Annotated in this window: 14 protein-coding genes; 7 read left to right on the forward strand and 7 right to left on the reverse strand. The window is 72.4% G+C overall.

What is annotated here, in order from left to right:
• Window positions 1–63: 63 nt before the first annotated feature.
• Window positions 64–339 carry a hypothetical protein gene (locus ACFW1A_RS28175; protein WP_380413412.1) on the forward strand — a complete coding sequence of 92 codons (276 nt, stop codon included), beginning with the start codon at window positions 64–66 and terminating at the stop codon, window positions 337–339.
• Between the two features lie 112 nt (window positions 340–451).
• On the opposite strand, the gene ACFW1A_RS28180 is transcribed toward ACFW1A_RS28175, so the two are convergent.
• Together ACFW1A_RS28180 and ACFW1A_RS28185 are read right to left on the reverse strand one after the other, a co-directional pair.
• Window positions 452–1,066: a DUF4352 domain-containing protein gene (locus ACFW1A_RS28180; RefSeq protein WP_380413414.1), complete on the reverse strand. Its 615-nt coding sequence runs from the start codon at window positions 1,064–1,066 to the stop codon at window positions 452–454.
• A gap of 119 nt (window positions 1,067–1,185) precedes the next feature.
• Window positions 1,186–1,497 carry an ArsR/SmtB family transcription factor gene (locus tag ACFW1A_RS28185; protein ID WP_380413416.1) on the reverse strand — a complete coding sequence of 104 codons (312 nt, stop codon included), beginning with the start codon at window positions 1,495–1,497 and terminating at the stop codon, window positions 1,186–1,188.
• A gap of 94 nt (window positions 1,498–1,591) precedes the next feature.
• On the opposite strand from ACFW1A_RS28185, the gene ACFW1A_RS28190 reads away from it, so the two are divergent.
• Complete coding sequence (locus ACFW1A_RS28190; RefSeq protein WP_380413418.1) at window positions 1,592–1,966, forward strand: VOC family protein; 375 nt, start codon at window positions 1,592–1,594, stop codon at window positions 1,964–1,966.
• A 23-nt stretch (window positions 1,967–1,989) separates the two neighbouring features.
• Here ACFW1A_RS28190 and ACFW1A_RS28195 read toward each other — a convergent pair whose 3' ends face one another.
• Complete coding sequence (locus ACFW1A_RS28195; protein ID WP_380413420.1) at window positions 1,990–2,406, reverse strand: hypothetical protein; 417 nt, start codon at window positions 2,404–2,406, stop codon at window positions 1,990–1,992.
• 392 nt (window positions 2,407–2,798) lie between these two features.
• Here ACFW1A_RS28195 and ACFW1A_RS28200 point away from each other — a divergent pair, with 392 nt between their 5' ends.
• Window positions 2,799–3,533: a class I SAM-dependent methyltransferase gene (locus tag ACFW1A_RS28200; protein WP_380413422.1), complete on the forward strand. Its 735-nt coding sequence runs from the start codon at window positions 2,799–2,801 to the stop codon at window positions 3,531–3,533.
• 18 nt (window positions 3,534–3,551) lie between these two features.
• Here ACFW1A_RS28200 and ACFW1A_RS28205 read toward each other — a convergent pair whose 3' ends face one another.
• Window positions 3,552–3,911, reverse strand: a complete 360-nt coding sequence (locus tag ACFW1A_RS28205) for a S26 family signal peptidase (protein ID WP_380413425.1) — start codon at window positions 3,909–3,911, stop codon at window positions 3,552–3,554.
• Window positions 3,912–3,948: 37 nt separating this feature from the next.
• On the opposite strand from ACFW1A_RS28205, the gene ACFW1A_RS28210 reads away from it, so the two are divergent.
• Complete coding sequence (locus ACFW1A_RS28210) at window positions 3,949–4,326, forward strand: hypothetical protein (RefSeq protein ID WP_380413428.1); 378 nt, start codon at window positions 3,949–3,951, stop codon at window positions 4,324–4,326.
• Between the two features lie 104 nt (window positions 4,327–4,430).
• Here the strand turns inward: ACFW1A_RS28210 and ACFW1A_RS28215 are convergent, their stop codons facing one another.
• The 3 genes from ACFW1A_RS28215 to ACFW1A_RS28225 all read right to left on the reverse strand — a co-directional run bounded on the left by ACFW1A_RS28215 (window position 4,431) and on the right by ACFW1A_RS28225 (window position 8,507).
• Window positions 4,431–5,450, reverse strand: a complete 1,020-nt coding sequence (locus ACFW1A_RS28215) for a phosphotransferase family protein (RefSeq protein WP_380413432.1) — start codon at window positions 5,448–5,450, stop codon at window positions 4,431–4,433.
• 43 nt (window positions 5,451–5,493) lie between these two features.
• A complete protein-coding gene (locus ACFW1A_RS28220; protein WP_380413436.1) occupies window positions 5,494–7,230 on the reverse strand; it encodes a methyltransferase in 1,737 nt (578 codons plus the stop codon).
• Between the two features lie 80 nt (window positions 7,231–7,310).
• Window positions 7,311–8,507: a 4-hydroxybenzoate 3-monooxygenase gene (locus ACFW1A_RS28225; RefSeq protein WP_380413439.1), complete on the reverse strand. Its 1,197-nt coding sequence runs from the start codon at window positions 8,505–8,507 to the stop codon at window positions 7,311–7,313.
• A gap of 96 nt (window positions 8,508–8,603) precedes the next feature.
• Here ACFW1A_RS28225 and ACFW1A_RS28230 point away from each other — a divergent pair, with 96 nt between their 5' ends.
• From ACFW1A_RS28230 to ACFW1A_RS28240, 3 genes are all read left to right on the forward strand, one after another.
• The gene (locus ACFW1A_RS28230; protein WP_380413441.1) at window positions 8,604–9,047 is read left to right on the forward strand and encodes a hypothetical protein; all 444 of its coding nucleotides are present in this window, start codon (window positions 8,604–8,606) and stop codon (window positions 9,045–9,047) included.
• Window positions 9,048–9,225: 178 nt separating this feature from the next.
• Entirely contained in the window at window positions 9,226–11,007 is a 1,782-nt protein-coding gene (locus tag ACFW1A_RS28235) for a discoidin domain-containing protein (RefSeq protein WP_380413443.1), read from the forward strand.
• 103 nt (window positions 11,008–11,110) lie between these two features.
• Window positions 11,111–14,569: a discoidin domain-containing protein gene (locus ACFW1A_RS28240; protein WP_380413445.1), complete on the forward strand. Its 3,459-nt coding sequence runs from the start codon at window positions 11,111–11,113 to the stop codon at window positions 14,567–14,569.
• Window positions 14,570–14,664 lie beyond the last annotated feature (95 nt).

The raw sequence follows: 14,664 nt of genomic DNA on the forward strand, positions 1-14,664 counted from the left end.
CGGCGGCCGCGAGGCGCCCGCGTTGCGGTTGCGGCCGCCGCGGTCCGGCCGGAGCGTGGGGGCATGACCAGCAGTCAGTACGAACTCCGCGCCGAGCACCGGGTCGCTCCCGCCGCGGCGGGCGGTGCGCAACGCGGCCCCGTCCACCTCTGGCACATCTGTCCCGCGGGCCGGCCGGTCGCGCTCTGCGGCGAGCCGCTCGAACCGGATGCGGAGGTCCGGCCGATGAGCGAGTGGGCGACCCGGCTGCCGGGCGACGAGAGCATCACCGTGACCCGGCGCTGCGCCGCCTGCGCGGACGCGTACGCGGCCGCCCGGTGGGGGAGCGGGGCGGAGTAGCCCCGCCTCCGGGGAGTGCACGGCGTAGCTTCGGGCGAGTGCACGGCGGCTCGTCGGGCGAGTGCACGGTGTCCCTTCGGGCGGGAGTGGGGCGGACGGCCCGGAGGCTTCCTCAGGAGGCGTTCCACTGACCGACGTCGGTGGCGAATCCGCTGTCCAGGGCGAACTGGACCTTGGCGACCTTGGAGCTGCTGGGCAGCTGGAAGGTGACGAACCCCAGGGCGACGTCACCAGGGGTGATGGTGGTCGTCCCCGTGAAGCCCGGACCGGCGCCGGTCTCCCCGAAGCTCTGCGAGAACTCCTGGCCCTGGGTGTCGATCACCTTCGCCCCGTTGCCAGGGCTGTCGCTGTAGGTGGCGGTGCCGGTGTTCTTCAGCTGGAACTGGACCGCGACGTCGCGCATCCCCGGAGTCGGCGAGGGACTGGGCGTGGGGCCGGCCGAGGCGTCCTTGGGCGGAGCCGGGTCGACGATCTGCACCACGGTGACGTCGACGCTCTCGCCGGGCTTCGTCCCGGTCAGGTTGATCGCCTGTCCGACCGAGGCGGTCGAGGGCGCGGCGGGGGTGCTCGGGGTGCTCGGGGTGGGCCCGGACGCGGCACTGCTCGCGGACTCCGGTGCGCTCGCCGCCGCGGTGGTCGCGGGCGTGGTGGTGACGTGGGTGCCGCTGCTGCAGGCCGAGGTCGTCGCCAGCACGGCGAGTGCGAGGGGGGCGAGGGCGCGGCGCATGTTCTCTCCGGGGCCGGGACGGGTGACGACGCGGGCTGCGTGGTTTCAAGGTCCCTCCTCGCGGCGGGCGGCGCACCTCGTCAGGGCCAGGTGGAGCCCTGGCCGACGGCCGGCGGCGCTCAGCCCGCCAGGGGCGGGTCCGGCAGGACGGCCGCGAGCAGGCCGGGGAACCGCCGGTCCAGGTCGTCCCGGCGCAGGGCGATGAAGCGGGCCTTGCCCTCCATGCGGGTGACCGTCAGGCCGGCCTCGCGCAGGGCGCGCCAGTGGTTGGACAACGTCGACCGGGGCACGTCCAGGCCGTCCGGGGCGCAGGACACCTCGCCGTGCTCGGCCATCAGCCGCACCAGCTCCAGTCGCACCGGGTCGCCGAGTGCGTGCAGCACCGTGGCGAGGTCCAGGTCGGCGGTGTGGGGCTGTTGCAGTGCGCGCACGTGACCGCTCCGGTGGTGGGGGTTGATGACGGGTCAGGTGGCGAGTATAGGATCCCTTCATCAATTCGGGATTATCGAAATGAGGATCGGGATCATGGCCGTACTCCGCACGCTGGCCCGGGTCTACGTCGACGACCTGGACACCGCGCTGCCGACCTTCACCGCCCTGACCGGCGAGCAGCCCGGCCTGCGCTTCCCCTACCGGGACCTGGAGCTGGCCGGTATCGGCGGCCTCCTGCTGATCGCGGGCACGCCCGAGGCCCTGGCCCCCTACCGCGAGACGCACGCCACCGCCGTGGTCGACAGCCTCGACGAGGTCCTCGCCCTGGTGGCCCGCGAGGGCGGCACGATCACGGACGGCCCCAACGACGTCCCGACCGGCCGCAACCTGACGGTCGACCACCCGGGCGGGGCCCGGATCGAGTACGTGGAGTTCGACGCGGGGAAGGTGGCGGCGGTGAGCGGGTAGCGGTGCTGTTGCGCCGGAGCGCCTCAGCGGGCGAGCGGGCGCTGGGGCCAGCGAGGGTCGTGCTCCCGTTGCGGATCGGGCTTTTGCAGAATCCGTTGCGCTTCTACGAGCGCCGCCGCGGCACTGTCGGTACACAGTTGCGGCTCGGCGTTGGCCGGGATGGACGGGTACGGGTTGTACGGCCACACGTCATAGCCGCCTTCGTCGCGAACCACGAGGAGGATGGAAAGGACTGTGCCCGTTCCCATCCACCACTGGGGCCCGTCGCTGAAGCACAGGTTCCCCATGGCGGTGAACGGGTAGTACTGGCCGAACCATCCCGGTCGCGCAAGGTGGACCAAGGCGGTCAGACCGACCTCATAGGGTCGTCGCGTTTGGTCGTCCAGGTGCTTCGCGACGTCGACGATGGCGGTCCACGCACTTTCCAACGACTCGGTCACGGTCCCCCCGGAGTCCCGTTTCGCGAAGGCGCTGTCAGGCCCGTCCTGCAAAGTCGGACTCGTCGACGGCGCTGGGTCCCACCACGGTACCGTGTCGCCTCTCGTCCGGGAGTGCCGTCGAGTGAGCGGCCGCCCACCTGGATCGACAGTTCATGGAAGGCACGGCAACCGGCGGGCGGGGGGAACCTCCTGGTGGAGACAGACCGCTTCCTGGATCAAGGGCTTCCCACACATGTTGATTGTGGTCCTCCCCGGCTCGCGACCGCCAGGTCCATGACGTTCGTCTATGCCCGCCCGCAGCTGTACCCCTCCCCGGACGACCGGACAGCCCGGCAGGGGCCTTGCCGGGAAAAGCGGTTGGAGGGCCGGGTGGCCGAACCGATACTGGCCGGGTGTACTCCGACGACGACTGTGCCGCGCTCTACGACCGGTTGAACCCCTGGGACCCCGACCAGTGGGCCGGTGACGCGTTCTACCACGAGTTGGTGATGGCGGCCGGGTCCGTGCTCGATGTCGGGTGCGGGACCGGGGCGATGCTGCACCTGGCGCGCGAGCGGGGGCACCGGGGGCGGTTGGTGGGGGTGGACCCGGATCCGGCCCCGCTGCGGCGGGCCGCTCGCCGGGCGGACGTGGAGTGGGTGGCCGCGCGGGCCGACGAGCTTGGGCTGCGCGGGGAGTTCGAGCTGGCCGTGATGACCGGGCACGCGTTCCAGTTCCTGGTCACCGACGAGGAGCTGCGCGCCTCGCTGCGCGCCGTCCGGGCGGCGTTGCGGCCCGGTGGGCGGTTCGCGTTCGAGACCAGGCACCCGCAGGCGCGGGCCTGGGAGGGGTGGCACCCGGCGGCGGTGGCGGAGGTCATCGATGCCGCGGGGCGGGAACTGCGCAGCTGGTACGAGGTCGAGTCGGTGCTGGACGGGGTGGTCACCTTCACCGGCACGCTCGCGTCCGCCGCCGGCGAGGTCCTGCGGGTGGACCGGACCGGCCTGCGGTTCCTGGCCGAGCCGGAGCTGGACGCGCTGCTCGCCGAGGCCGGCTTCACGGTCGAGGCCCGGTACGGGGATTGGGCGCGGGGCCCGGTGACGGGGGAGAGCACCGAGCTGGTCACGGTCGCCCGGGTCGGGGCCTGACCGCGCTGACCGCCCTGATCACGAACTCCCGGGCGCGGCCTTGAGTTTGCCCGCCGTCCCGGGGCGGGGCCGGCCCTCGACCGCGGTGCAGAGGCCGTAGACCCGGTCGTAGCCGGTCCAGCCGTTGACCCGGCCGCGGTTGTTGCTGATCTGCACCCGGCGGCGCGACGGGTCGACGGCGGAGACCAGGTGCAGGTACACCGTGCCGGCCACCCGGGCCAGCACGATGTCACCGACCTCCAGCGCGGCCGGCTCCGCCGGGCCGACCCGGACCGAGTCCCGGCTGCGGATCAGCGGGACCATCGAGTTCCCGGTGGGCCGGAACTCGACCGTGGCCCCGGCGGCCACCCGAGCAGCTGTCGCATCAAGCATTCCCATGACTGGCATAGTGGCAAGACGACCGAGGAGCAGCCCAGTGATTTTGACCTTCGCCGCCAGCCACGGCGAGCTCGACCTGTCCGGGACGCGCGAGGAACTCCTGCAACTGGCAGCTGTGTTGACGACCGGTACCGGGTGGGTCGGGCTCACCGGCGCAGGGCTGGCCGGTATCGAGGTGCGTCCGGCGCCCGGCCCGGGGGTGTCCCTCGCGGTCGACGAACCGCGACAACTGCTGCTGATCACCGGTGACCAGGAGGCGCGCGAGCTGTTCGCCGACAACCTGGTGGGCGTCGCCGAGATGGACGACGGCGGCCACTGGCACGTGGACCACTACCCGGACCACCCGTTCCTGGCGCCGGGCCCGCTCTGGATGGTGGTGAACAGCCCGCACGGCGGCATGCCCCGCCGTCGGTGACCCGAGCCGGGGAACCGACCCGAGCCCGGCACCGACGGCGCGGCCGGTTCGGCGAACCGAGCCAGGTCAGTGCCCCGAGCCCGGGTCGGCGAACCGGGCCGGGGTCAGTGCCCCGCGCCCGGGTCGGCGAGGCGCGCCAGGTCGTCGGCGAGGCCGGGCAGCGGGTCGAGCTCGCCGACGGAGGCGAACCAGGCCCACAGTTCGAGCGAGAAGTAGAGCTGGTACAGGGCCAGTCGGGCCTCGGCGTCGGCGGGGAGCGGTCCGTAGCCGGACAGCAGCGCGGCACGCTTGGCGGCGTCGCCCCGGACGGCGTACTGCTCCAGCTTGGCGAGGTCCATCAACGGGTCGGCGGCGATGGCGTTCTCCACGTCGACCAGGCCGGTCAGCCGCCAGCTCCGCCCCGCTCCCTGCACCTCACCCGCTCCCGCTCCCGCTCCCACTCCCACCCCCGGGCCCTCCGCCACCGGGGCGACCAGCATGTTGCCCTCGTGCAGGTCGTTGTGGCAGAGCACGGGGGCGCGGCAGGTGGCGAACAGCGTCTCCTGGCCGGCGATCCGCGCACGGATCGCCCGGTGCAGCTCGGGCGCGCCGCCCAGTTCGGCGAACTCGGCCAGCTTCCTGTCGAACTGCCGTGCCATGTAGCTCGCGTTGTCCGGCGCCGGGTCCAGGATCTCGGTGGTCAGGTAGCCGAAGGCGGGCAGCACCGTCCGGTGCAACGCGGCCAGGCTGGAACCCAGCTGACGGTAGATCGACGCGATGCCGGCCCCGTCCGGCCCGCCCGCCGCGGAGAGCTCGCGCCCGGGCAGCAGGCTGAGCACGGTGGCCGCGCGCCCGCCCGGCCCGGCGGGCGTGGCGTGCAGCACCGCGGGAGCCGGCCAGCCCGGCACCGCGGCGAGCAGGCGGTAGACGTGGACCTCCTTGCGCTGCTTCCAGCGCCACTGCTCCTGGTAGCTCTTGACGATCACCGAGTGCGCGGGGTCGGCGCAGCGCACTTCGTACACCGTGCTCAGTCGGCCCCCGGTGCGCAGGTCCAGGCCGGTGACCCGGGCGGTCGGGTGGACCGCCCGGACCAGGAGCTCGGCCTCGGGCATGCCGAGGGCGAGGTCAGCGGGATTCGAGGTCACCGGGGCACGCTAGTAGAGCAACTCCACGCGGCGCGACCGGTTTTCAGCGAGCCGTGCGGGCCGAGCGAGCAGGGCGGGCCGGCCGGGCCCGCAGCAGGACCGCGTCCAGCGGCAGCCGGTGCCGGTCGGTCAGCACGAACCCGGCCTGGGCCAGCAGTTCGGCGTAGTGGCCCGCGGTCCGCTCGCGTCCGCCCACGTTGCAGAGCATGTGGACGTCCCACGGGACCGCCAGCGACGCGGCGTCGGGCTGCTGCGGCAGCAGGCGCTCCACGATCAGGAGTTCGGCGTGCGCGGGCATCGCCTCGGCGAGTCGGCCGAGGATGGCGCGGCACTGCTCGTCGTCCCAGTCGTGCAGCACCCGGGAGAGCAGGTAGTGGTCGCCGCCTTCCGGGACGGCCCGGGTGAAGTCGCCGGTCAGCAGTTCGCAGCGGTCCAGGCAGCCGGCGTTCGCCATGGTCTTGCGGGCCGCCTCGACCGCGTGCGGCCGTTCCAGCAGCACACCGCGCGCGCCGGGCGCGGCGCTCAGGATCCGGCTGAGCAACTCGCCGTTGCCGCCCGCGACGTCGACCACGGTGGCCGGCCCGGTCAGCCCGAGCAGCGCGGGGATCGGCGCGAACATCGCCGAACTCGCCGCCATGGCCCGGTCGAACAGCTCGGCCAGCTCCGGATCACGGGCGAAGTGCTCGAAGTGGTGGGCGCCGAACAGGTGGTCGAAGCCGGGGCGGCCGGTGCGCACCGCGTGGCCCAACGCGCCGAACGAGTCGTAGAACGGCCCCCGGTACAGCAGCGCCAGCGGCCGCATCGAGTGCTCCGCCTGCTCGCCCAGCAGTGCGCCGACCGGGGTGAGCCCGTAGCCGCTCCCGGACTCGGTCAGCAGGCCCAGGGTGCCCAGGTACCGCAGCAGCCGGGCCAGGCTCGCCGGGTCGGTACCGGTGGCCGCGGCGAGCGCGGGCAGCTCGGCGGGGCCGTCGGCGAGATGGTCGGCGAGCCGCAGTTCGGCCGCCACCCCGATCGCCTGGGTGGCCCAGGCGCCGGTCATCAGGCGCAGGAGCGTTTCCGCAGGATCCTCGTCGCCCGCCGGGGCCGCGAGCGACAGCCGGGTGTCCGCGAGCTGGTCGCGCAGGGCCTGGTCGTGCCGGCCCCGGACGTAGAGCTCCAGCCGGCGCCCGGCCGTACTGGCCGACTCCGCCTGGAAGTAGAGCACGGTGGCGTCCTCGTGCGCGGTGTAGCCGCCGCCGTCGGCGACCAGTCCGGTCGCCGGGTCGAGCAGCAGGGCGCGCAACCCGCCGAGCACCACCGGATCGGGGTCGCGGACCTCGAACGCCAGGTGCGCCTCGTGCTCGGCGACCCGCTCGGCCTCGGCGATCGCGACCAGCTCCGAGCCGGGCGGCACGGCGAGGGCGAAGATCTCCACCTCGCAGTCGTCCCGGTCGCCCGCCCGTACGGGGGCCCGCAGGATGCCGACCTCCAACTCGGCCGCGGGCCGCCGGTAGCGCGCGGCCAACCGGGCCCGCACCACCACGCTGGGCGTGAACTCGCCGACGTCGAGTCCCCGGTCCCGCAGGCCGGCGTGCAGCGCGGCCAGCGAGGGCGGGAACACCAGTACGGCGGCGTGGCTGAACCGGCAGTGCGTGGCGAACGCCGCCCGCGCGTGCGGGGGGAGTTCGGGCAGCAGGGTGGCCAGTATCTCCTCGGTGCCGTGCGAGCGGATGAATCCGACCGCCCGGTCGATCCGCTCGAACTCCGCCGCTGCCACCCCGATGCCCGCTTCGTTGATCATGTCCGCCTTGCTTGCCGTACGTGTTCGTGTCGGCACCCTGAGTGGCACCGACTTTTGAAGCATACAGACATGACGGATGGTCAGATCCCCACGTACTCCTGTGCGAACTGGTCCTGGTGGCGGCGGGAATCCCGCAGGTTGGCCAGCCGGGCCCGCTGCAGCGAGCGCAGGAACGGGGCGTCGCCGGCCTCGCCGGCGGGACCGTGCAGCAGGCCGATCATCCAGTGCGAGAACTCCTGCGCCCGCCAGATCCGGGGCAGGCAGTCGGTGGAGTAGCGCTGCAGCGCCGTGTCGTCCGCGCGGTGCAGCTGCGCCACGAGGGCGTGCGCCAGGGTCTCGGCCGCCATCACCGCCAGGTTCGCACCCTTGGCGGCGGACGGGCTGATCAGGCTGGCGGCGTCGCCGACCAGGAAGAGCCGTCCGTACTGCATGGGGTCCTGCACGTCGGAGGCCATGGTGATCACCCGGCGCTCCAGGATCGGCCCCTGGTGCAGGCCGCCGTGGCGGTCGGCCCGCATCCGGTGGGCCAGTTCGTCCCAGACCCGCCGGTCGGACCAGTCGGCGGGGTCGGTGCCGGCCGGGACCTGCAGGTAGTAGCGGGTGACGTCGGCCGAGCGGGCCATGTGGCCGGCGAAGCCGTCCTCGTGCACCGCGTAGGTGATCGCGGCCATGCTCTGCGGCGCGCCGGCCAGCAGGGCGAGCCAGCTGACGCCGTGCTCGCGGCGGTGGCGGCGGGCCGCGTCGGCGGGGAAGGCGGTGCGGGCGAAGCCGTGCCGGCCGTCGCAGCCGGCCAGGAACTGCCCGCGCAGCAGGCGGGTGGCGCCGTCCGCGGTGCGGGTCAGCAGCTCGACCCGGTCGCCGTCCAGCCCGTCCACCCCGACGGCGGCGGTCTCGAAGCGCAGGTCGCCGCCGCGGGCCAGGAACTCGGCCACCAGGTCGGTGACCAGCGCCTGCTGCGGGTAGACGGTGTGCACCTCGCCCGCGCCCAGCTCCCCGTAGGCCAACTGGAACTCGCCCTCCTCGGTGCGGAAGGCGCAGGTGTCGTGCTGCTGGCTGTTCTTCACCAGGCCGTCGGCCAGGCCGTTCTCGACCAGGACGCGCACCGTGTTGGCGGCCAGGAAGCCGGCCCGGGCCCGCTGCTCCACGTACGCGCGGTCGCGCTGTTCGACCACCACGCAGTCGATGCCGGCCGCCAGTAGCAGGTTGCCGAGCACCAGTCCTGCCGGTCCGGCGCCGACGATCAGGACGGTCGTCTCGTCCACACGGGTCTGATCCACCGTTGACTCCCCCGGTTGGGTAGGGCACTTGCGCTGACTTCCTATCAGCTCGCGGCCGCGAGGGGGTAACCGAGGCGCAGCCGGTAGCATCGCGGGGTGTCTGATCTGCGTACTCGGCTCGACGATCGTGAGCGGACGATCCGCCGCTGGCTTCCGGTGCTGCTGCGCACGGCGGCGGTGCTGCTGCTGCCGTGGATCGTGGTACTGGGGTTGACGGTCAGGGGCCACTTCGGGGCGCGCAACCTCTCGAACTCCTGGGTCTGGCTGGACGTGATGGAGGTGACGGCGCTGCTGCTGCTCGCCTCATTGGTCCGGCGCCGCCACCGGGCCACCAGCCCGATCGCCTCGGCCACCGCGGTGCTGCTCGGCCTGGACGCGTTCTTCGACCTGTGGTCGGCGCACCGCGGCTCGGCGTACCTGTCGGCACAGGTGCTGGCGTACTTCGCCGAGTTGCCGAGTGCCCTGGTCCTGGCGGTGCTGTCCTGGTACTCGCTCGCCTGGGCGGCCGTGCCGGCCCGGCAGCCCGAGCCGGTTGACTGAACGCAGCAACGCGCGTAAAGCGACGACAGGTTCGCTTCAAGTCTTGACGGGTCATCGGTCTTCCCCTACAACAAATCCTGCTGAGAGAGCGCTCTCTCACTCGGATTCAGAGCTTCACCCGCGTTCCACCGTGCAACCCCCCACCCGTCGCAAGACTGCACGCCTCAGGAGCCGCCCCATGTCAGGGACACCCCGTCATGCCCTCAGCCGGCCCGCGCCGGCTCCGTTGCTCGCCCTGCTCGCCGTCGCCGCGCTGGTCGTCGGCCTGCTGGTGACGCTCGCCCCGGCCCCCGCGCAGGCCGCGGCCACCCTGCTGTCGCAGGGCAAGCCGGCCACCGCCTCGTCCACCGAGAACGCGGGCACCCCCGCGAGCGCGGCGGTGGACGGCAACACCGGCACCCGCTGGTCCAGCCAGTTCGGCGACCCGCAGTGGCTGCAGGTCGACCTCGGGTCCACCGCGGCGATCAGCCAGGTCACCCTCAACTGGGAGGCTGCGTACGCCACCGCGTTCCAGATCCAGGTCTCCACCGACGCGGTCAACTGGACCAGCGTCTACTCCACCACCACCGGCGCGGGCGGCGTGCAGAACCTCAACGTCGCCGGCACCGGCCGGTACGTGCGGATGTACGGCACCGCGCGCGCCACCCAGTACGGCTACTCGCTCTGGGAGTTCCAGGTCTACGGCACCCCGGCCGCGACCTGCTCGACCACCGACGCCGCGCTCAACCGCCCCGCCACCGCCTCGTCCACCGAGAACGCGGGCACCCCCGCGAGCGCGGCGGTGGACGGCAACACCGGCACCCGCTGGTCCAGCCAGTTCGCCGACCCGCAGTGGCTGCAGGTCGACCTCGGCAGCCAGCAGACCGTCTGCGGCGCGCAGTTGCAGTGGGAGACCGCCTACGGCAAGGCCTACCAGATCCAGGTCTCCACCGACGCGGTCAACTGGACCACGATCTACTCCACCAGCACCGGCGCCGGCGGCACCGAGAACCTGGCGCTGAACGGCACCGGCCGGTACGTGCGGCTGTACGGCACCGCGCGCGGCACCGCCTACGGCTACTCGCTCTGGGAGTTCCAGGTCTTCACCACCTCGGCCGGCACGCCCACCCCGACCCCGACCCCGAGCCCGTCGCCGACCGGTGACGCGTTCTGGGGCGACACCAGCACCATCCCGCCCGCCCAGAACGTGGTCATGGTGAAGGTGCTGAACCGGACCAACGGCGCCTACCCGGACAGCCAGGTCTACTGGAGCTTCAACGGCCAGACCCACTCGATCGCCGAGCAGCCCTACCTGGACATGCCCGCCAACTCGTCCGGCCGGATGTACTTCTACCTCGGCTCGCCGAACAGCAAGTACTTCGACTTCATCGAATTCACCGTCGGCGCGGGCGTGTTCAACGGCAACACCACCCGGGTCGACGCCTTCGGCCTGCCGATCGCGATGCGGCTGCACTCCACCGACGGCTACGACGTGCAGGTGGGCGAGACCCAGGCGGTGTTCAACGAGGACCGCACCCAGTTCTTCCAGGACTTCGTGAACGCCGTGCCGCAGGAGTTCAAGGTGCTGGCGCAGACCCAGGCGCCCTACCGGATCATCGCCCCGGGCAGCGACCCGAGCTTCCAGACCGGCGGCGTGAACGCGAACTACTTCACCTCGTACGCCGGTTCGGTCGGCGTCAACGCCCCGACCTCGGACGTGTTCGGCTGCGCGGGCGTGCTGGCGGCCAACGCCGGCGAGTGCGCCGCGCTCAACCGCCACGTCGCCACCCTGCCGCAGTCGCAGTGGTCCGACCCGAGCCAGTACTACCAGGCGGCCCCGGCCAACTACTACGCCAAGTTCTGGCACGACCACGCGATCAACAACCTGGCCTACGGCTTCCCCTACGACGACTACGCGGGCCAGTCCTCGTACATCTCGCACGCCAACCCGCAGTGGCTCGAGGTCGCGGTCGGCTACTGAGCCCCCGCCGCCCCGCCGAGTCCCGGAACCACCCCTCACCCTCACGCACCGCCCCACCCTCGCTCGCACCACCCCCACCCCCCATCGAGTTGAGGAACCCGACGTGCATCCGTCCCCGCACCGAACGATCCGCAGACCCCAACCGGCCCGGACCCTGTGGACCACCGTGCTCGCCGCCCTCGCGCTGGTCGCGGCGGTCTTCACGGTCCCGACCCTGGCCCACGCCGCGCCGACCCTGCTGTCGCAGGGCAAGCCGGCCACCGCCTCCTCCACCGAGAACGCGGGCACCCCCGCTAGCGCGGCGGTGGACGGCAACACCGGCACCCGCTGGTCCAGCGCCGCGGCCGATCCGCAGTGGCTCCAGGTCGACCTGGGCGCCACCGCGACGATCAACCAGGTCGTGCTCCAGTGGGAGACCGCCTCCGCCAAGGCCTACCAGATCCAGGTCTCGGCGGACGGGGCGACCTGGACGCCGATCTACACCACCACCACCGGTCCCGGCGGCACGGAGACCCTGAACGTCACCGGCACCGGCCGCTACGTGCGCATGTACGGCACCGCCCGCAACACCGGCTACGGCTACTCGCTCTGGGAGTTCCAGGTCTACGGCACCCAGGGGACCGGTGGCGGCGGCGCGACCTGCGGCACGCAGAACGCGGCGCTCAACCAGCCGGCGACCGCCTCGTCGACCGAGAACGCCGGGACCCCGGCGGCGGCCGCCGTCGACGGCAACACCGGCACCCGCTGGTCCAGCGCGTACAGCGACCCGCAGTGGCTGGACGTCGACCTGGGCTCGACGCTGACGGTCTGTCAGGTCGGGCTCAGCTGGGAGAACGCCTACGCCACCGCGTTCCAGATCCAGACCTCGACCGACAACACCAACTGGACCACGATCTACTCCACCACCACCGGGACCGGCGGCACCCAGACCCTGAACGTCTCGGGCACCGGCCGCTACATCCGGGTGTACGGCACCGCGCGCGCCACGGGCTACGGCTACTCGCTGTGGGAGTTCCAGGTCTTCGCCGGCGGCAGCGGCGGCGGCACGCCGACGCCCAGCCCGTCGCCCACCGGCGGGGGCGGCAGCTGCGGCACCACCAACGCGGCCCTCGGGCACCCGGCCACCGCCTCCTCGATCCAGGACAACAACCCGGCGTACGACCCCTTCTACGCCACCGACGGCAGCACCCTGACCCGTTGGTCGAGCGCCACCGCCGACCCGCAGTGGATCGAGACCGACCTCGGCGGGAGCCTGCCGATCTGCCAGGTGGTGCTCCAGTGGGAGAACGCCTACGCCTCCGGGTTCCAGATCCAGACCTCGACCGACAACACCAACTGGACCACGATCTACTCCACCACCACGGGGACCGGCGGCACCCAGACCCTGAACGTCTCGGGCACGGGCCGGTACGTGCGCATGTACGGCACGGCCCGCGGGACGGGCTACGGGTACTCGCTGTGGGAGTTCTCGGTCTACACCGTCGGCAACCAGACGGTGACCATCCCGCCGCCCCCGCCGCAGCCGGCGCCGGGCAACTGCCCCTGGATCAACGAGCCCAACGTCGCCGTCTCGACCCGCGTCGCCCAGCTCATGGGCGCGATGACGCAGGACCAGAAGGACAAGATGCTCTACGGCGACGGCTCGAACACCTACATCGGGCAGATCGCCGGCCAGCCCGCGCTGTGCATCCCGGACGTCAACCTGGAGGACGGACCCACCGGCGTCGGCGACGGCCTCGGCGGCGTCACCCAGTTCCCCGACGGCGAGGTGTCCGCGGCCACCTTCGACACCGCCTACGAGCACGACTTCGGCGTCGCGCTCGGCCAGGAGTTCGCCGGCAAGGGCGTGAACGTCTCGCTCGGCCCGACGATCAACATGGTGCGCGACCCCCGCTGGGGCCGCTCCTACGAGACCTTCGGCGAGGACCCCTACCTGACCGGCCAGATCGTCAGCGCCGACGTCCAGGGCATGCAGAGCCAGGGCGTGATGGCCGAGGTCAAGCACGCGGCCGCGTACAACATCGAGCAGCCGTCCGCGCCCGGCAACGAGGTCATCGACACGCGCACCCTGCAGGAGATCTACCTGCCCGCCTTCCAGACCGCCATCGAGAAGGGCGGCGCGGCGGCCCTCATGTGCGGGTACAGCATGGTGAACGGCAACTACTCCTGCCAGAACCCGCAGGTCGAGAACACCCCGATGTACCAGCAGGCCGGGTTCCAGGGCTTCATCACCTCGGACTGGGGCGGCATCCACTCCACCGTGCCCTCGGCCAACGCCGGCGAGACGGTCGAGATGCCGTTCGGCGGCTTCTTCGCCTCGGCGCTGGAGCAGGCCGTCGCGTCGGGCCAGGTCACCCAGGCGACCTTCGACACGATGGTGTCCCGGGTGCTGACCCAGATGTTCCGGTTCGGCATGTTCGACAAGGCGCCGAGCGGCTCCACCACCGCGATCGTCGCCACCCCGGCGCACCGCGCGGTGGCGCTGCAGGGTGCCGAGGAGGGCACTGTCCTGCTGAAGAACAACGGCGTCCTGCCGCTCGACCCGAACGGTAGCGAGTCCGTCGCGGTGATCGGCACCCAGGCCGGCGCCGGCGCGATCACCGGTGGTGGCGGCAGCGGCGGTGCCACCAGCTCCGGCACCTACAGCCCGCTGTACAGCCTCCAGCAGCGCACCGCCGGCACGAACGTGACGGTCAAGTACGACGACGCCTCGAACCAGGCCTCCGCGGTCGCGCTCGCGCAGTCCTCCAAGGTGGCGATCGTCTTCGCCTCCGACAACTACGGCCACGAGGAGTCCGACAACACCACGCTCAACCTGCCGAACAACCAGGACGCGCTGATCTCGGCGGTGGCCGCCGCCAACCCGAACACGATCGTGGTGCTGAGCGACAACTCGGCGATCATGATGCCGTGGCTCAACCAGGTCGCGGGCGTCTTCGAGGGCTTCTACCAGGGCCAGGAGTTCGGCCAGGCCGTCGCGGCGCTGTTGTTCGGCGACGTGAACCCGTCGGGGCACCTGCCGATCACCTTCCCGGCCTCGCTGTCGCAGGTGCCGGCGAACACCCCCGCGCAGTGGCCGGGCGTCAACGGCACCGTGCAGTACTCCGAGGGGCTGGACATCGGGTACCGCTGGTACGACGCCAACAACGTCACGCCGCTGTTCCCGTTCGGCTTCGGCCTGTCCTACACCAGCTTCTCGTTCGGCAACCTGCAGATCGGGCCGGTGACCAACGGGCAGGCGACGGTGACGGCCACGGTCACCAACACCGGCAGCCGCACCGGCACCGAGGTGCCGCAGCTGTACGTGGCCGATCCGGCCGCCGCCGGTGAGCCGCCGCACCAGCTCAAGGGCTTCCAGCGGGTCACGCTGGCGCCCGGGGCGCAGACCACGGTGAGCTTCACCGTCCACGCGCACGACCTGGCCTCCTGGGACACCGGCAGCAGCCACTGGATCGCCGCGGCCGGGACCTACCAGGTGCTGGTCGGCGACTCCTCGCGCAACCTGCCGCTCAGCGGGAACCTGACGCTGGGTTCGGCCGTCACGGCGGACGCCATGCCCTAGCGGTCCGACCCAGGTGGCCCACCCGGCGCGCCCGGGTGGGCCACCTGGCGCGCGGGCCCCGCGCGCCGTGCCCCGAGCCGGCGAGGGCCCGGGCG

The sequence above is a fragment of the Kitasatospora sp. NPDC058965 genome, assembly GCF_042741245.1.
Taxonomy (GTDB): Bacteria; Actinomycetota; Actinomycetes; order Streptomycetales; family Streptomycetaceae; genus Kitasatospora.

Bases quoted from the DNA above. Each gene is read 5' to 3' on its own strand.
- ACFW1A_RS28175 (WP_380413412.1), top strand. From the start codon at position 64: ATGACCAGCAGTCAGTACGAACTCCGCGCCGAGCACCGGGTCGCTCCC.
- ACFW1A_RS28235 (WP_380413443.1), top strand. From the start codon at position 9,226: ATGTCAGGGACACCCCGTCATGCCCTCAGCCGGCCCGCGCCGGCTCCG.
- ACFW1A_RS28220 (WP_380413436.1), bottom strand. From the start codon at position 7,230: ATGATCAACGAAGCGGGCATCGGGGTGGCAGCGGCGGAGTTCGAGCGG.
- ACFW1A_RS28205 (WP_380413425.1), bottom strand. From the start codon at position 3,911: ATGGGAATGCTTGATGCGACAGCTGCTCGGGTGGCCGCCGGGGCCACG.
- ACFW1A_RS28180 (WP_380413414.1), bottom strand. From the start codon at position 1,066: ATGCGCCGCGCCCTCGCCCCCCTCGCACTCGCCGTGCTGGCGACGACC.
- ACFW1A_RS28190 (WP_380413418.1), top strand. From the start codon at position 1,592: ATGGCCGTACTCCGCACGCTGGCCCGGGTCTACGTCGACGACCTGGAC.